Genomic DNA, 14918 nt, shown 5'->3' with positions numbered 1-14918 from the left:
GAACGATGGAAAACCTGACGGAAGACATGAAGACGTGGTTCGAGATTTACATGCTCCAGAACCGCTACATCGGCCACCTCGACAACGACCGGCTCGAACGCTGGCCGGAAATGTTCACCGAGGACTGCACGTACGAGATCGTGCCGAAGGAGAACGCGGATCTCGGGCTGCCGGTCGGGATCGTCCACTGCACGAACCAGCGGATGCTGCGCGACCGCGTGGTGTCGCTGCGGCACGCGAACATCTATGAAGAGCACACGTACCGGCACATGACGTCGGGCCTCACGATCGTCGCTCAGCGCGACGGCGAGATCGACACCGAGAGCAACTACGTCGTCGTGCAGACGCGCAGCAACGGCGAATCGAACGTGTACCAGGCCGGCAAGTACTACGACACGGTCATGCGCACGCCCGACGGGCTGCGCTACAAGACCAAGCGCGTGATCTACGACACGTCGCGCGTGCAGACGCTGCTCGCGACCCCGATTTGACCGATCCGACGAAGCAAGGAAACGACATGACCGAAGCAACGCTCGCCGAATGGCATCCGCTGGGCGCATTCGACGAATTCTCCGAAGACGAACCGGCGGCGCGCGTCGCCGGCCAGAAGCCGATCGCGGTGTTCCGGATCGGCGACGAACTGTTCGCGATGCACGACCTTTGTTCCCATGGTCACGCACGCCTGTCCGAAGGCTATGTGGAGGACGGCTGTGTCGAGTGCCCGCTGCACCAGGGGCTGATCGACATTCGCACGGGGGCGCCGAAATGCGCGCCGATCACCGAGCCGGTGCGGACCTATCCGATCCGGATCGTCGACGGGCAGGTGGAAATCAATGTCGGCTGACCCGTTCGTGATCGTCGGCGCCGGCCACGCGGCGCGGCGCACTGCCGAGGCGCTGCGCGCGCGCGACGCCGATGCGCGCATCGTGATGATCGGCGCGGAGCGCGAACTGCCGTACGACCGGCCCGCGCTGTCGAAGGACGCGCTGCTGAGCGACGGCGGCGAACAGCGCGCGTTCGTGCGCGATGCCGCGTGGTATGACGCGCAGCGCATCGAGCTGCGGCTCGGCACGCGCGTCGATGCGATCGAGCGCGATGCACGGCGTGTGCGGCTCGACGACGGCGCGACGTTGCCGTACGCACGGCTCGTGCTCGCGACGGGCTCGCGGGTGCGTGCGTTCGGCGGTCCGGTCGACGAAGGCGTGGTTCCGCATTACGTGCGCACCGTGGCGGACGCGCGGGCGTTGCGGGCACAGCTTGCGCCGGGGCGTCGCGTGGCGGTGCTCGGCGGCGGCTTCATCGGCCTCGAAGTGGCGGCCGCGGCGCGCCAGCTCGGTTGCGACGTGACGGTGATCGACCCGGCCGCGCGCTTGCTGCAGCGTGCGTTGCCGGAAGTCGTCGGCGCGTATGCGCGGCAACTGCATGACGCGCGCGGCGTGAACTTCCGGATGGCGACGCTGCCGCGCGCGATTCGCCGAGCGCCGGGCGGCGGCGCGATCGTCGAGACCGATCGCGGCGACGTGCAGGCCGATATCGTCGTGATCGGGATCGGTGTCGTGCCGAATGTCGAACTCGCGCAGGCGGCCGGCCTCGCGGTCGACAACGGGATCCATGTCGATGCGGGATGCCGCACGGCCGACCGTGCGATCTTCGCGGCGGGCGAGGTGACGATGCACTTCAATCCGCTGCTCGGGCGTCACGTGCGGATCGAGTCGTGGCAGGTCGCGGAAAACCAGCCGGCCGTCGCGGCCGCGAACCTGCTCGGCGCGGACGAAACCTATGCCGAACTGCCGTGGCTTTGGTCCGATCAGTACGACTGCAACCTGCAGATGCTCGGGCTGTTCGGCAGCGAGCGGACGACGGTTGTGCGCGGCGATCCGGCGAGCGGGCCGTTCACGGTGTTCGGGCTGGACGACGACGGGAAGATCGCGGCGGTGGCCGCGGTGAACCTCGGGCGCGACATCGGTGCGTCGCGGCGGCTGATCGCGGTGGGGGCGGCGCCCGATCCGGCGAAGCTCGCCGATCCGGCGGTGAACCTGAAAACGTTTCTCTGACGCAGTGCGCGAACGCGACCCGTGTGGCCGGGTTCGCATCGATATCGGGCGACGAGCGGATCGACCGTAGCCAGAGCGCGGTGCGGACAATGTTCCCGGCTCGCGCGTCACGCGCGGGTTTGTCGCGGGCGGGCGATCGGTGCATATTAGCGGCATTGCCGTTTCACCGGTCGCCCATGACGCCAGACAAAGCCCTCGAACTGAAACGAAGCAAGCGCCGCGCGCTATGGCTGCTGCTGGCCGCCGTCGCGGTATTCGTCACGACGATCCTGCTGCCGCGCGGCCCGTGGGTCGACGGTTTCAAGGCGGTGGCCGAGGCCGCGATGGTCGGCGCGCTCGCCGACTGGTTCGCGGTCGTCGCGCTGTTTCGCCGCGTGCCGATCCCGTTCGTGTCGCGCCACACCGAGATCATCCCGAAGAACAAGGACAAGATCGCCGACAACCTCGCGGTGTTCGTGCGCGAGAAATTCCTCGGCCCCGACGCACTTGCCGCGCAGATTCGCCAGCACGACCCCGCGCAGAAGCTCGGCGCGTGGCTCGGCGAGCCGGCGAACACCGACGCGCTCGGCGGCTACGTGACGAAGCTCATGAGCTTCGCGCTCGACATGACCGATGATGCGCGGATCCAGTCGTTCGTCCACGACGCGTTCCGCGCGGTGATCGACCGGATCGACCTGTCGCAATCGGCCGGCGCGATCCTCGACACGCTGACGAAGGACGGCCGCCACCAGGCGCTGCTCGACGACGCGATCGAACAGGTGGTCGACGTGCTCGACAAGGAGGAAAACCGCGAGGTGATCGCGGGCTTCATCGTCGAATGGCTGAAGACGCAGTACCCGAAGGTCGAGAAGATCATGCCGACGCAGTGGTTCGGCGAGAACGGCGCGCGGATGCTGGCGAGCGCGGTGAGCCGCGTGCTCGAGGGAGTGGCGGCCGATCCCGAACACGAACTGCGGCAGCGCTTCGACCGCACGGTCGTGCGGCTGACCGAGCGGTTGAAGCATGACCCCGCATTCATCGCGAAGGGCGACGAGATCAAGCGCTACATCCGCGACGGCGATGCGTTCAACGACTATGTGCGCGATCTGTGGGGTCAGTTGCGCGCCTGGCTGAAGGCGGATCTCGCGCGCCCGGATTCGGCGCTGCACCGGCAGGCCGCGACGCTCGGCGGCTGGCTTGGCGCACGGCTTGCGGAAAGCCCGGCGCTGCGCGCGTCGCTGAACGAGCATGTCGAGAAGGCCGTGCACGAGATGGCGCCGGATTTCGCGGATTTCCTGATGCGTCACATCCGCGATACGGTGCGCAACTGGGATGCGCGCGAAATGTCCCGGCAGATCGAACTGAACATCGGCAAGGACCTGCAGTACATCCGCATCAACGGCACGCTGGTCGGCGGGTTGATCGGGCTCGGGCTGTATCTGGTGTCGCTGGTGCCGCGCTGGGCGGGCGGATGGCTGCATTGACGCGGCCGCGGCCCGCGCGCACTGCCGCGCGCCGTCGAATCACGCGTGCGCCTTCGCGCCGTGCAGTTGCAGGCCGAGCGCCTTGATCACCTTCAGGATCGTGCCGAAGCTCGGATTGCCGTCGTGCGACAGCGCCTTGTACAGCCCTTCGCGCGACAGGCCCGCGTCGCGCGCGACCTGCGACATGCCGCGCGCGCGGGCGATCACGCCGAGCGCATGCGCGATGAAGGCCGGGTCGTCGCCGGCTTCCTGCAGACAGGCCTCGAAGTAGTCGGCCATGTCGTCGTCGGTTTTCAGGTGTTCGGCCGAATCCCACGGCCGGGTCTTGATCTTGTCCATCGATCACTCCAGGTCGAGCCGCTCGAGCATCGCGTGCGCGGCGCGGATGTCCGCCTGTTGCGTCGACTTGTCGCCGCCGCAGAGCAGGATCACCCATATCGTTGCGCGCCTGACGTAATAGACGCGATAGCCAGGGCCGTGGTCGATACGCATTTCGACGACGGGGGAGCCGGCGGATTTCCAGTCACCCGGATTGCCCATCGACAGGCGGTCGATGCGGGCCTGGATGCGTCGCCTGGCGACGCGATCCTGCAGGCCGGCAAACCACGCGTCGAAGACGTCGGTGGTCCGGATGCTGAATGTAGGCGCACTGTAGGGCATGAATCGCAGCATGTCAACCATGGTTCACAGATTGGATGAATGATTTCGGTCCCCCCCACAGTAGGGCCGCGCGCGCCGTTTGACGCCGAATTGGCCGTCAGGCCGATCTTTTCGCAAGGCCGGCCCCGGCCATCCGGTCGAAGCCGGAATTTCTCGAATCCGTCTACAATCAAAAACGTCCTTGCCGCCCGCGCATGCGTGCTTGCCGCGCGCGGGCGGATCCGTTTGTCCTCCTGCACAGGGAGGCGCCGCCGCACGTTGCACGTGCGGCGGGCAGTGCCGTGGTCAGTGTCCAGTAGGTAAAGCGTCCGCGTGCCGTAGGCCGGCGCGCGTTCTGAACGTCGCGCGCCCGTAAGCCGGGCAGGCGGCATCAACCGAGAGTCCCCCATGAAAGCATCGGATCTGTTCGTGAAGGCGCTGGAAGCCGAAGGCGTCGAATACGTGTTCGGCATTCCCGGCGAGGAAAACCTCGATCTGCTCGAATCGCTGCGGCGATCGAAGATCAAGCTCGTGCTGACCCGGCACGAGCAGGCGGCCGGGTTCATGGCCGCCACCTACGGCCGCCTGACGGGCCGCACCGGCGTGTGTCTCGCTACGCTCGGGCCGGGCGCGACCAACTTCGTGACGGCTGCCGCGTATGCGCAGCTCGGCGGCATGCCGATGCTGATGATCACCGGGCAGAAGCCGATCAAGTCCAGCAAGCAGGGCCACTTCCAGATCGTCGACGTTGTCGACATGATGCAGCCGCTCACGAAGTTCACGCGGCAGATCGTGTCGATCGGCAACATCCCGTCGGCGGTGCGCGAGGCGTTCCGCCGCGCGGAGGAGGAGCGCCCGGGCGCCGCGCACCTCGAGCTGCCGGAGGACATCGCGCACGAGGAGGGCGACGGCAAGCCGATCCCGCGCAGCTACAGCCGGCGGCCGGTGGCCGAGGAGAAGGCGGTGGCGCACGCGATCGACGCGATCCAGGCCGCGCGCCATCCGCTGTTGATGATCGGTGCGGGCGGCAACCGCAAGACGACCTGCAAGATGCTGCTCGAATTCGTCGACAAGACGGGCATCCCGTTCTTCACGACGCAGATGGGCAAGGGCGTGATCGACGAAACGCACCCGCTGTGGCTCGGCAACGCGACGCTGTCCGACGGCGACTTCGTGCATCGCGCGATCGAGCACGCGGATTGCATCATCAACGTCGGGCACGACGTGATCGAGAAGCCGCCGTTCTTCATGCGCGCGGACGACAAGACCGTGATCCACGTGAACTTCCTCGGCGCGCAGGTCGATCCCGTCTATTTCCCGCAGATCGAGGTGGTCGGCGACATCGCGAACGCGGTGTGGCAGATGAAGGAAGCCGTGACGCCGCCGCCGCACTGGGATTTCGAGCGCTTCGCGATGATCAAGGCGCATTTCGACGCGCATCTGCAGAAGGGCCAGCACGACCCGCGCTTCCCGATGTATCCGGTACGGATCGTCAACGACCTGTACAACGCGCTGCCGGTCGACGGGATCGTCTGTCTCGACAACGGCATGTACAAGATCTGGTTCGCGCGCTACTGGCGTGCCCACGAACCGAACTCGCTGCTGCTCGACAACGCGCTCGCGTCGATGGGCGCGGGCCTGCCGTCGGCGATCGCGACGAAGATCGTGCATCCGCGGCGCAAGGTGATCGCCGTGTGCGGCGACGGCGGCTTCATGATGAATTCGCAGGAACTCGAAACGGCCGTGCGGCTGAAGCTCGACATCGTCGTGATGATCCTGCGCGACGATGCGTTCGGGATGATTCGCTGGAAGCAGGAAAACATGAATTTCCCCGATTTCGCGATGACGCTGAAGAACCCCGATTTCGTGTCGTATGCGCAAAGCTACGGCGCGCACGGGCATCGCGTCGAATCGGCCGACGATCTCGAGCCGCTGCTGCGCGACTGCTTCGCGACGCCGGGCGTGCACGTGATCGACGTGCCGATCGACTATTCGGACAACGAGCGCGTGCTCAACCGCGAAATCAAGCGCCTGTCGGCGCAACTCTGAATCCGCCGTTCACCGGAAGGAGCGTTCCATGTTGAAGGATACCTATCCGTACTATCTGGCCAACGAAGCCGTCTACGCGAACACCGATCTCGAAGTGACCGACAAGTTCAGCGGCAAGGTCGCGACCCGTGTCGCGCTGGCCGATGCGAAGGCGATCGACGCGGCCATCGGCGCGGCGGTCGACGCCGCGAAGCCGATGCGCGAGCTGCCGGCCTACAAGCGGCAGGCGGTGCTCGACCACTGCGTCGCGCGCTTTCGCGAGCGATTCGACGAACTGGCCGAGGCGCTGTGCATCGAGGCCGGCAAGCCGATCAACGATTCGAAGGGCGAAGTGACGCGGCTGATCGATACGTTTCGCGTCGCGTCCGAGGAGTCGGTGCGCATCGACGGCGAAGTGATCAACCTCGAGATCTCGGCGCGCGCGCAAGGCTATACCGGCTATACGCGGCGCGTGCCGATCGGCCCGTGCTCGTTCATCTCGCCGTTCAACTTTCCGCTGAACCTCGCCGCGCACAAGGTCGCGCCCGCGCTGGCCGCAGGCTGTCCGTTCGTGCTGAAGCCCGCGAGCCGCACGCCGATCGGCGCGCTGATCATCGGCGAGGTGCTCGCGGAAACCGACCTGCCGAAGGGCGCGTTCTCGGTGCTGCCCGCGCATCGCGACGGCGCTGATCTGTTCACGACCGACGCGCGCTTCAAGCTGCTGTCGTTCACGGGTTCGCCGGCCGTGGGCTGGGCGCTGAAGGAGAAGGCCGGCAAGAAGAAAGTCGTGCTGGAGCTCGGCGGCAACGCGGCGGCGATCGTCGACGCGGATCAGCGCGGCCAGCTCGACTACGTGGTCGACCGTCTCGCGTTCGGTGCGTATTACCAGTCGGGCCAGAGCTGTATCGGCGTGCAGCGGATCCTCGTGCATGCGGACCTGTACGACGCGCTGCGCGACAAGCTGATCGCGAAGACGCGTTCGCTGAAGATGGGCGATCCGAAGGATCCGTCGACGTTCGTCGGCCCGATGATCTCCGAATCCGAGTCGCGCCGGTTGTCCGGCTGGATGGACGCGGCCGTCGCGGCGGGCGCGAAGATCGTCGCGGGCGGGAAGGTCGACGGCGCGATGTTCGAGGCGACGCTGCTGGAAAACGTCGGCCGCGAGCAGGACCTGTACCGCAAGGAGGCATTCGGCCCGGTCGCGATCCTCGAGAAGTTCGACCGCTTCGACGATGCGCTCGCGCGCGTGAACGACAGCGACTTCGGGCTGCAGGCCGGCGTGTTCACCGATTCGCTCGCGCATGCGCAACGGGCATGGGACGAACTGGAGGTGGGTGGCGTCGTGATCAACGACGTGCCGTCGTTCCGCGTCGACAACATGCCGTATGGCGGCGTGAAGGATTCGGGGCTCGGCCGCGAAGGGATCCGCTACGCGATCGAGGACATGACCGAGCCGCGGCTGATGGTCGTGCGGCGCCGCTAGCGCGAGGGCAGGCGGCATGGCGGCACGCGGGCGGGCGATCGCGCCGGCCCGCGTGCCGTTTTTCGTTTCGACGCACACCGGCGGGCGCGGCGACTTCCCGCCGTGCGCCATCGACGCGGCGCCGCGCGCCGCGCGTGCCGAACGCGCTCGACTGCAAGCGTCGCATCGTGATGTAATCGCGCGCAATGGCCAACCGGGGTACGACGCCGGCTGGCGCACGCATTCATTCTTCACGAGGTCGATTCATGTCCCCCGTCTCGGCATTCAAGCTGGTTCTGTTGTCATTCCTCGCGATCGTCGCGCTCGAATGCATCGCCAAGCGGTTGCGGTTGCCGCCCGCGGCCGCGCTGCTGATCGGCGGTATCGGCATCGCGTTCATTCCCGGCCTGCCGCCGATCAACCTCGATCCGGAACTCGTGCTGCTCGTGTTCCTGCCGCCGCTGCTGATGGACGGCGCGTATTTCTCCGTGTGGGAGGAGTTCAAGCGCAACGTCGGCGGCATCCTGATGCTCGCGATCGGCGCGGTGGTGTTCACGACGTTCGCGGTCGGCCTTGCCGTGCACTGGGTCGTGCCGTCGCTGCCGTGGGCCGCATGCTTCGTGCTCGGCGCGATCGTGTCGCCGCCCGACGCGGTGGCCGCGAAGGCGGTGCTCGAACGCGTCGCGCTGCCGCGCCGGCTGATGGTGCTGCTCGAAGGGGAAAGCCTGTTGAACGACGCGGCCGGCCTGGTGCTGTTCCGCTTCGCGGTTGCCGCCGCGCTGACGGGCGCGTTCAGCCTCGAGCACGCGGTCGTGCGCTTCTCGGAACTCGCGCTCGGCGGCGTCGTGGTCGGTTTCCTGGTCGGCAAGCTCGTCGTGTGGTTCCTGAAACTGCTCGATGACGACTATCTGGCGATCACCGTCGCGGTGATCGCCGGCTGGATCGCGTACATCGCGGGCGAGATGGTCGAGGTGTCGGGCGTGATCGCGACGGTGACGGCCGGCATGATCGTCGGCTGGCATCAGCACGAGGTGTTTTCGGCGGCCGTGCGCACGCGCGGCACCGCGTTCTGGCAGGTCATCGTGTTCCTGCTCGAAGCGCTGGTGTTCGTGCTGATCGGGCTGTCGCTGCGCGGCGCGGTACACCGGCTCGGCGGCTTCGAGCAGGTGCTCGCCACGATGGTGCCGCCGGTGCTCGCGGTGCTGGCGGCGGTGGTCGTGTCGCGCTTCGTATGGATCTATGCGGTCGAGGTGCTGAAGGTGCCGGTGCGCGGGATCGTCGGGCGCGGGATTCGGCCCGACTGGAAGGCCGCGACGATCATGAGCTGGGCCGGGATGCGCGGGGTCGTGACGCTGGCGATCGCGCTGTCGTTGCCGGAGGCGATGCCGGGCCGCGACGTGATCCTGGTCGCGTCGTTCGCGGTGATCCTCGTCACCGTGCTGCTGCAGGGCACGACCATCGGGCCGCTGATCCGGCTGCTGCGCCTGCCTCAGCACGATCAGCGCGCCGCGCATCACCTGACCGAGCCGATGGCGTGGGCGCACATCGAGGCGGCCCAACTCGCGGCGATCCAGCCGCTGGTGCGCGACGAGAGCGGCCAGGTGATTCACCCGCGCCTGCTGGAGCAATACACGTATCGCGCGCAACTGACCGAGCGGGCGAAGAACGAGCCTGCGTATCCGGCGGAGGTACGCACCGCGCATTACGATGTCGTGCTGGCCGCGATCAAGGCCGGACGTGCGGAACTGTTGCGCCTGCATCGTTCGGGCCGCATCCACGACGAGATGCTGCACATGCTCGAGCGCGACCTCGACCTGCAGGAAGTGTCCGCGCAGCACGCGCGCGGGTAACCTGCCGCGCGGACCGGCCGTGCGCGCACGGCCGTCGTTGTTGCAGTTGCCGGTTCCCGTCCCGCTGTGCCCCGGGCCTTCGCGGCGCGGCCGATCCCGATCGCGGTCGCGGTCGCGGCGCGCGACTTCCCCCCTCCATCTCTTCCGGTTTCGTCGCCTCGGAATCCGGCCCCAATACGCTCGGCGCGCGGGCCTTGCAGCGAATGCAAACCTCGTGGCGCCGGGTTCGCAAACGTTATCGTCTTTCGCGTGCGGAAATGATCTGATTTATCTGAATTCCGCTCTTTCAACATATTTGGCAAAACTAAACCGGAAGGAGATAGATGCTGTGTTCTAATTTCATTTAGAATCAGCCGGTTATCTTTATTGAGAGAAAGCGCGCGGAGGTAATGCGACCGTCGTCGGGGGAAAATCGGCGTTCGGATCCCCGTGAGGCAATGCCGACAGGCCAGATCGGCAGCAATAGGCGGATTTCTCAGCCGCTAAATTAAGATGGCGCCCAAGTCGGATAAACAACTCCTATGAAAGAATCAATTGGAGATTTGGCGTTTGAAACGGTATTTATGAAAGAATCGAGCGGTGAAAATGCGCCGGATTGTCTCGAATCGGGGCTGTCGGTTCTGCTTGTCGACGATCAGCCGTTCGTCGGCGAGGTGATCCGCCGCGCGCTGCGCAGCGAGCACGATATCGACCTGCATGTGTGCACCGACGCACACCGGGCGATGGCGGTCGCGCGCGACGTGAAGCCGACGGTCATCCTGCAGGATCTCGTGATGCCGGATATCGACGGCCTTGACCTCGTCCGCGCGTGGCGCGCGGACGCCGCCACCGCACGTGTGCCGATCATCGTGCTGTCCGCGAAAGAGGAGCCGATCGTGAAGCGCGAGGCATTCATCGCCGGCGCGAACGACTATCTCGTGAAGCTCCCGGACGCGATGGAGCTGACCGCGCGCATCCGCTATCACTCGAATTCGTACCTGATGTCGCGGCAGCGCGACGAAGCACTGGATTTCCTGTCGCACGACATGCGCTCGCCGCAGACGTCGATCCTCGCGCTGCTCGAGGTCTACCGGACCGAGCACGGCGACATGCCGCCGATCATGGAGCGCATCGCCGGCCACGCACGGCGCGCGCTCGCGCTCGCCGACGGCTTTATCCACCTGACGCGCGCGCAGTCGGAACGCCGCGCGCACGAGGTCCTGAGTCTCAACGAGATCGTGCTCGACGCCGCCGATCAGCTGTGGGAAAAGGCGGCCGGATTCGGCAGCCGCGTCGTTGCCCACGTGCCCGACACCGAGTGCGTGACGATGGGCGACCGCATGATGCTCACGCGCGCGGTCGCGAACCTGGTCGACAACGCGCTGAAATACGGTCCGGCCGGCACGGACGTGCACTGCACGCTGAGCGACGACGGCGATGCCTGGCTGATCGGTGTCGAGGACACCGGCAACGGCATCGCGCCCGAGCAGCGCACGGCTGCGACCGAGTCGTTCGTGCGGCTCGAATCCGCGCACGGCGCGGCGCGCAGCGGCTTCGGCCTCGGGCTCGCGTTCGTCCGTGCGACGGCCGCGCGGCATCGCGGCCAGATCCTGATGCGCAATACGCCGCGCGGCTTCATGGTCGCGCTTCGGCTGCCGGCGCAAGCGGAGCGATGATTTCGCGGCGCGGCCCGCCGGTGCCGTGCCGCCCGCAGACCCCGATGCGCTCGTGGCGCGCCGTCCGGCGCGCAGGCGGGCGCGGTTTTTTTCAACGCTGATTTTAGAAAGCCCATAACGAACATGGCCACCGTGACGCCCCGCGCGACCAATGAAAGCCTGCATCCGACGGTCGGCGCTGGCCGGCTGACGCTCGGCAACCGCATCCTGCTCAGCTTCGGCGTGTTGTTCGTGCTGATGCTGGTGACCGCCGGCGTGTCCTACGAGCGTTTGCGTGCGATCAACGCCGAAGCCGTCAGCATCGAACGCGACTCGCTGCCCGGCGTCTATCTCGCGGCGTCGCTGCGCGGCGCGGTCAACGAATCGTTCACGCAGCTGCAGCAGGCAACCTTCGTCGATACCGATCCCGAACTCGTGCAGCGCGATTTCGCGAAGATCGCCGAGGCGCTCAAGGCGGTCGAATCGTTGTCGGTCGACTACCAGAACACGACGTTCCGGGATGACGACCGCCAGCGCTTCGCGACGTTCCGCGGCTCCTTCGACCGCTACCTGCCGCTGCTGAACGACGCGGTGCAGAAGAGCCGCGTGTCGCGCGAACAGGCCGTCGCCGCTTATGCGAAGGTGCAGCCGTCGTGGGCCGAGGTCGTGCGCAACGCGAATATCCTGGTGCAGGAGAACCGCACGTTCGCCGACCAGTCCGCGAAGCTGATCCGCGAATCCGTGCAGGCCACCGAGGTCGTCCTCGCAACGGCGTTGGCGATCGTGCTGCTGTCCGCGCTCGGGCTGGGCTACGGGCTGTACCGTTCCGTTACCGTGCCGATGGCGCGGCTCGTGGAAGTGCACGACGTGATGCGCACCGGCAACCTGACGCGCCGGCTCGACCTGCGCCGCCGCGATGAATTCGGCACGCTCGAGACGGGCTTCAACCGGATGGCCGACGAACTGACCGAGCTCGTCTCGCGTGCGCAGCAGTCGTCGCTGCAGGTGACGACGTCGGTCGCCGAAATCGCGGCGACGTCGCGCGAGCAGCAGGCGACCGCCAACGAAACCGCGGCGACGACGACCGAGATCGGTGCGACGTCGCGCGAGATCTTCGCGACCTCGCGCGACCTGCTGCGCACGATGAACGAGGTGGCCGGCGTGGCCGAGCAGTCGGCGACGCTCGCGGGCGTGAGCCAGAGCGGCCTCACGCGGATGGGCGAGACCATGCGCAGCGTGATGGACGCGGCCGGTTCGGTGAATGCGAAGCTCGCGATCCTCAACGAGAAGGCACTGAACATCAACCAGGTCGTCGCGACGATCACCAAGGTGGCCGACCAGACCAACCTGCTGTCGCTGAACGCGGCGATCGAGGCCGAGAAGGCCGGCGAGTACGGCCGCGGCTTCGCGGTCGTCGCGACCGAAATCCGCCGCCTCGCCGACCAGACGGCGGTTGCGACCTACGACATCGAGCAGACGGTGAAGGAGATCCAGTCGGCCGTGTCGGCGGGCGTGATGGGGATGGACAAGTTCTCCGAGGAAGTGCGCCGCGGGATGCTCGACGTGCAGCAGGTCGGCGGGCAGCTGTCGCAGATCATCGCCGAGGTGCAGACGCTCGCGCCGCGCTTCCAGATGGTCAACGAAGGGATGCAGACGCAGGCGAACGGCGCAGAGCAGATCACGCAGGCGCTGTCGCAGTTGTCGGAAGCCGCGCAGCAGACGGCCGAATCGCTGCGCCAGTCGTCGCAGGCGATCGACGACCTGACGCTCGTCGCGAACCAGTTGCGCACCAGCGTGTCGCGCTTCAAGGTCGACGCGTGACGCGCGCCGAGAGTCACGGCGGCGCGCACGCGCTGTTCCTGATGTTCGAGCTCGACGGCGAGCGCTATGCGCTCGACGCGGCCGACATCGACGAGGTGTTGCCGCTCGCGACCACCAAGGCCGTGCCCGGCGCGCCCGAATGGATCGCCGGGCTGCTGATGCGCGGCGGTCAGCCGGTGCCCGTGATCGACGTGCCGATGCTGGCGCTCGGGCGGCGCGCGCATGCGCTGCGTTCGACGCGGCTCGTGATGGTTCGCTACCGCGTCGAGCAGCGCGATCGCGAGCGCGTGATCGGCCTGATCGTCGAGTGCGCGACGCAGACGCTGCGGATCGACCGCACGGCATTCCGTGCCAGCGGCGTGACGACCGCGCGCACGCGCTGGCTCGGGCGTGTCGCGAACACGCCCGGCGGGATCGTACAGCAGGTCTCGGTAGCGGACCTGATCGACGACGTTGCGCGCCTGTATCTGTTCGACGGCCTGCCGGGCCACGGAGGGGAGTCCGCATGAAAGCGTCCGATTCGCGATTTCGCGGCTGGCTGCTGCGCGAGACCGGTATCGACCCCGATTCGCTCGGCAACGATTTCCTGAGTCGCGCGCTGACGGAGCGCGTGCACGCGCTGCAGGGCGACGGCGAGCGGCTGCCGTCGGCGGCGCGGCCGCCCGTCACGCCGGAAGCGCTCGACGCCTATTGGCAACAGCTCAACGCGTCGGCCGACGAACGGCGCGCGCTGATCGAACTGTTCATCGTGCCCGAGACGTGGTTCTTCCGCGATCGCGAGGCGTTCGCGACGCTCGCGCGGCTCGCGATCGAGCGGCTTGCCGCGATGCCCGGGCGCGTGATCCGCGTGCTGAGCGCACCCTGCTCGACCGGCGAGGAGCCGTATTCGGCGGCGATGGCGCTGCTCGACGCCGGGCTCGATCCGGCCAGCTTTACGATCGACGCGATCGACCTGAGCATACGCGCGATCGAACAGGCGCGGCTCGGCTGCTATGGGCGCAATGCGTTTCGCGGCACGGCGACCGAGTTCCGCGCCCGCTACTTCACGCCGGTCACGGATGGCTGGCTGCTCGACGAGCGCGTGCGCGCATGCGTGCAGTTTCGCCAGGCGAACCTGGTCGAGCCGGGAGCCGATACAGGCACGCGCTACGATTTCGTGTTCTGCCGCAACGTGCTGATCTATTTCGACCGCGACGCGCAGGATCGCGTGATCGGTTCGCTCGAGAGCTGGCTCGTCGACGACGGGATGCTGTTCGTCGGTCCGGCCGAAACGGGCGTCGCGATGCGGCGCGGGATGTGCTCGGCGCGCGTGCCGCTGGCGTTCGCGTTTCATCGCGTGCAGGGCGGCGCAGCGGCGGACGGGTACGCGGCGCGGCATGCGGCACCGATGCCCGCGATCGCGCCGTACCGGCGCGCGGAGCGCTTCACGGTGGCGCCGCCGGCCGCAGCCCGCCCGCTGGTGGCCGTCGTGCCGCCGGCGTGGGGTGGTCCCGCGCCTTCGCCGGCTCCGCTCGCGCCGGCCGAGCGCGCGACGGCGTTCGAGCGGCAGACCGGCATGCGGGCCGACTCGCCGGCCAATGCGGCCCACGCGGTCAACACGGTCAACGCGATCAACGCGCCCGCCGCACCGGTCGCCGACGGCGCCGCGCCGACGCTCGAGGAAGCGCAGGCGCTGGCCAACGCAGGCGCATTCGACGAGGCCGAGCGCGTGCTCGCGCAGTTCTCCGCGCATGCCGGGCCGCACGCGGACGCGTTCTACCTGAACGGGCTGATCGCGGATGCGCGCGGGCGGGTGGCGGAAGCGGGCGACTTCTACCGCAAGGCGCTGTATCTGCGGCCGACGCACCACGAAGCGCTGACGCATCTCGCGACCTTGCTCGACGTCGGCGGCGACGGCGCCGGCGCGCGATGGCTGCTCGAGCGTGCGCGGCGCTCGGCCGGATAATGAGAATACGGGTTGGGAGCCG

13 protein-coding genes are annotated in these 14918 nt (G+C 67.5%); 11 read left to right on the top strand and 2 right to left on the bottom strand.

What is annotated here, in order from left to right:
• The first annotated feature begins 5 nt into the window (after window positions 1-5).
• The 4 genes from andAd to DIE21_RS02590 all read left to right on the top strand — a co-directional run bounded on the left by andAd (window position 6) and on the right by DIE21_RS02590 (window position 3517).
• Entirely contained in the window at window positions 6-491 is a 486-nt protein-coding gene (andAd, locus tag DIE21_RS02605) for an anthranilate 1,2-dioxygenase small subunit AndAd (protein WP_124495736.1), read from the top strand.
• A 26-nt stretch (window positions 492-517) separates the two neighbouring features.
• Entirely contained in the window at window positions 518-844 is a 327-nt protein-coding gene (gene andAb / locus DIE21_RS02600; RefSeq protein WP_124495734.1) for an anthranilate 1,2-dioxygenase ferredoxin subunit AndAb, read from the top strand.
• The gene (gene andAa, locus DIE21_RS02595; protein ID WP_124495732.1) at window positions 834-2054 is read left to right on the top strand and encodes an anthranilate 1,2-dioxygenase system ferredoxin--NAD(+) reductase; all 1221 of its coding nucleotides are present in this window, start codon (window positions 834-836) and stop codon (window positions 2052-2054) included. Before andAb ends, andAa begins: the two co-directional genes overlap by 11 nt.
• A gap of 176 nt (window positions 2055-2230) precedes the next feature.
• The gene (locus DIE21_RS02590; RefSeq protein ID WP_124495730.1) at window positions 2231-3517 is read left to right on the top strand and encodes a DUF445 domain-containing protein; all 1287 of its coding nucleotides are present in this window, start codon (window positions 2231-2233) and stop codon (window positions 3515-3517) included.
• 39 nt (window positions 3518-3556) lie between these two features.
• On the opposite strand, the gene DIE21_RS02585 is transcribed toward DIE21_RS02590, so the two are convergent.
• Both DIE21_RS02585 and DIE21_RS02580 read right to left on the bottom strand, forming a co-directional pair.
• Window positions 3557-3856 carry an addiction module antidote protein gene (locus tag DIE21_RS02585; RefSeq protein ID WP_006750245.1) on the bottom strand — a complete coding sequence of 100 codons (300 nt, stop codon included), beginning with the start codon at window positions 3854-3856 and terminating at the stop codon, window positions 3557-3559.
• A 3-nt stretch (window positions 3857-3859) separates the two neighbouring features.
• Entirely contained in the window at window positions 3860-4177 is a 318-nt protein-coding gene (locus DIE21_RS02580) for a type II toxin-antitoxin system RelE/ParE family toxin (protein WP_124495955.1), read from the bottom strand.
• Between the two features lie 387 nt (window positions 4178-4564).
• Between DIE21_RS02580 and DIE21_RS02575 the strand changes: the two genes are divergently transcribed.
• The 7 genes from DIE21_RS02575 to DIE21_RS02540 all read left to right on the top strand — a co-directional run bounded on the left by DIE21_RS02575 (window position 4565) and on the right by DIE21_RS02540 (window position 14896).
• Window positions 4565-6205: an acetolactate synthase large subunit gene (locus tag DIE21_RS02575; protein ID WP_124495728.1), complete on the top strand. Its 1641-nt coding sequence runs from the start codon at window positions 4565-4567 to the stop codon at window positions 6203-6205.
• A 28-nt stretch (window positions 6206-6233) separates the two neighbouring features.
• A complete protein-coding gene (locus DIE21_RS02570) occupies window positions 6234-7667 on the top strand; it encodes an aldehyde dehydrogenase family protein (RefSeq protein WP_124495726.1) in 1434 nt (477 codons plus the stop codon).
• Between the two features lie 245 nt (window positions 7668-7912).
• Window positions 7913-9496, top strand: a complete 1584-nt coding sequence (locus tag DIE21_RS02565) for a Na+/H+ antiporter (RefSeq protein ID WP_124495724.1) — start codon at window positions 7913-7915, stop codon at window positions 9494-9496.
• Window positions 9497-10017: 521 nt separating this feature from the next.
• The gene (locus DIE21_RS02560) at window positions 10018-11151 is read left to right on the top strand and encodes a hybrid sensor histidine kinase/response regulator (RefSeq protein ID WP_124495722.1); all 1134 of its coding nucleotides are present in this window, start codon (window positions 10018-10020) and stop codon (window positions 11149-11151) included.
• A 123-nt stretch (window positions 11152-11274) separates the two neighbouring features.
• Window positions 11275-12951, top strand: coding sequence for a methyl-accepting chemotaxis protein (locus DIE21_RS02550; protein WP_124495720.1), 1677 nt, complete (start codon window positions 11275-11277; stop codon window positions 12949-12951).
• A complete protein-coding gene (locus DIE21_RS02545; RefSeq protein WP_124495718.1) occupies window positions 12948-13460 on the top strand; it encodes a chemotaxis protein CheW in 513 nt (170 codons plus the stop codon). The genes DIE21_RS02550 and DIE21_RS02545 overlap by 4 nt, the downstream gene beginning before the upstream one ends.
• Window positions 13457-14896, top strand: a complete 1440-nt coding sequence (locus tag DIE21_RS02540) for a protein-glutamate O-methyltransferase CheR (RefSeq protein ID WP_124495716.1) — start codon at window positions 13457-13459, stop codon at window positions 14894-14896. Before DIE21_RS02545 ends, DIE21_RS02540 begins: the two co-directional genes overlap by 4 nt.
• Window positions 14897-14918 lie beyond the last annotated feature (22 nt).

Origin of the sequence: Burkholderia sp. Bp9140 (assembly GCF_003853425.1) — a bacterium.
Lineage (GTDB): Bacteria > Pseudomonadota > Gammaproteobacteria > Burkholderiales > Burkholderiaceae > Burkholderia.
Note: the sequence above shows the minus strand (reverse complement) of the source record. Positions and strands in the feature narration are given on the sequence as shown.

What these genes read in the sequence shown, in the direction of transcription:
- andAd (WP_124495736.1), top strand. Translation starts at nt 6, where the DNA reads ATGGAAAACCTGACGGAAGACATGAAGACGTGGTTCGAGATTTACATG.
- andAb (WP_124495734.1), top strand. Translation starts at nt 518, where the DNA reads ATGACCGAAGCAACGCTCGCCGAATGGCATCCGCTGGGCGCATTCGAC.
- andAa (WP_124495732.1), top strand. Translation starts at nt 834, where the DNA reads ATGTCGGCTGACCCGTTCGTGATCGTCGGCGCCGGCCACGCGGCGCGG.
- DIE21_RS02590 (WP_124495730.1), top strand. Translation starts at nt 2,231, where the DNA reads ATGACGCCAGACAAAGCCCTCGAACTGAAACGAAGCAAGCGCCGCGCG.
- DIE21_RS02585 (WP_006750245.1), bottom strand. Translation starts at nt 3,856, where the DNA reads ATGGACAAGATCAAGACCCGGCCGTGGGATTCGGCCGAACACCTGAAA.
- DIE21_RS02580 (WP_124495955.1), bottom strand. Translation starts at nt 4,177, where the DNA reads ATGCCCTACAGTGCGCCTACATTCAGCATCCGGACCACCGACGTCTTC.
- DIE21_RS02575 (WP_124495728.1), top strand. Translation starts at nt 4,565, where the DNA reads ATGAAAGCATCGGATCTGTTCGTGAAGGCGCTGGAAGCCGAAGGCGTC.
- DIE21_RS02570 (WP_124495726.1), top strand. Translation starts at nt 6,234, where the DNA reads ATGTTGAAGGATACCTATCCGTACTATCTGGCCAACGAAGCCGTCTAC.
- DIE21_RS02565 (WP_124495724.1), top strand. Translation starts at nt 7,913, where the DNA reads ATGTCCCCCGTCTCGGCATTCAAGCTGGTTCTGTTGTCATTCCTCGCG.
- DIE21_RS02560 (WP_124495722.1), top strand. Translation starts at nt 10,018, where the DNA reads ATGAAAGAATCAATTGGAGATTTGGCGTTTGAAACGGTATTTATGAAA.
- DIE21_RS02550 (WP_124495720.1), top strand. Translation starts at nt 11,275, where the DNA reads ATGGCCACCGTGACGCCCCGCGCGACCAATGAAAGCCTGCATCCGACG.
- DIE21_RS02540 (WP_124495716.1), top strand. Translation starts at nt 13,457, where the DNA reads ATGAAAGCGTCCGATTCGCGATTTCGCGGCTGGCTGCTGCGCGAGACC.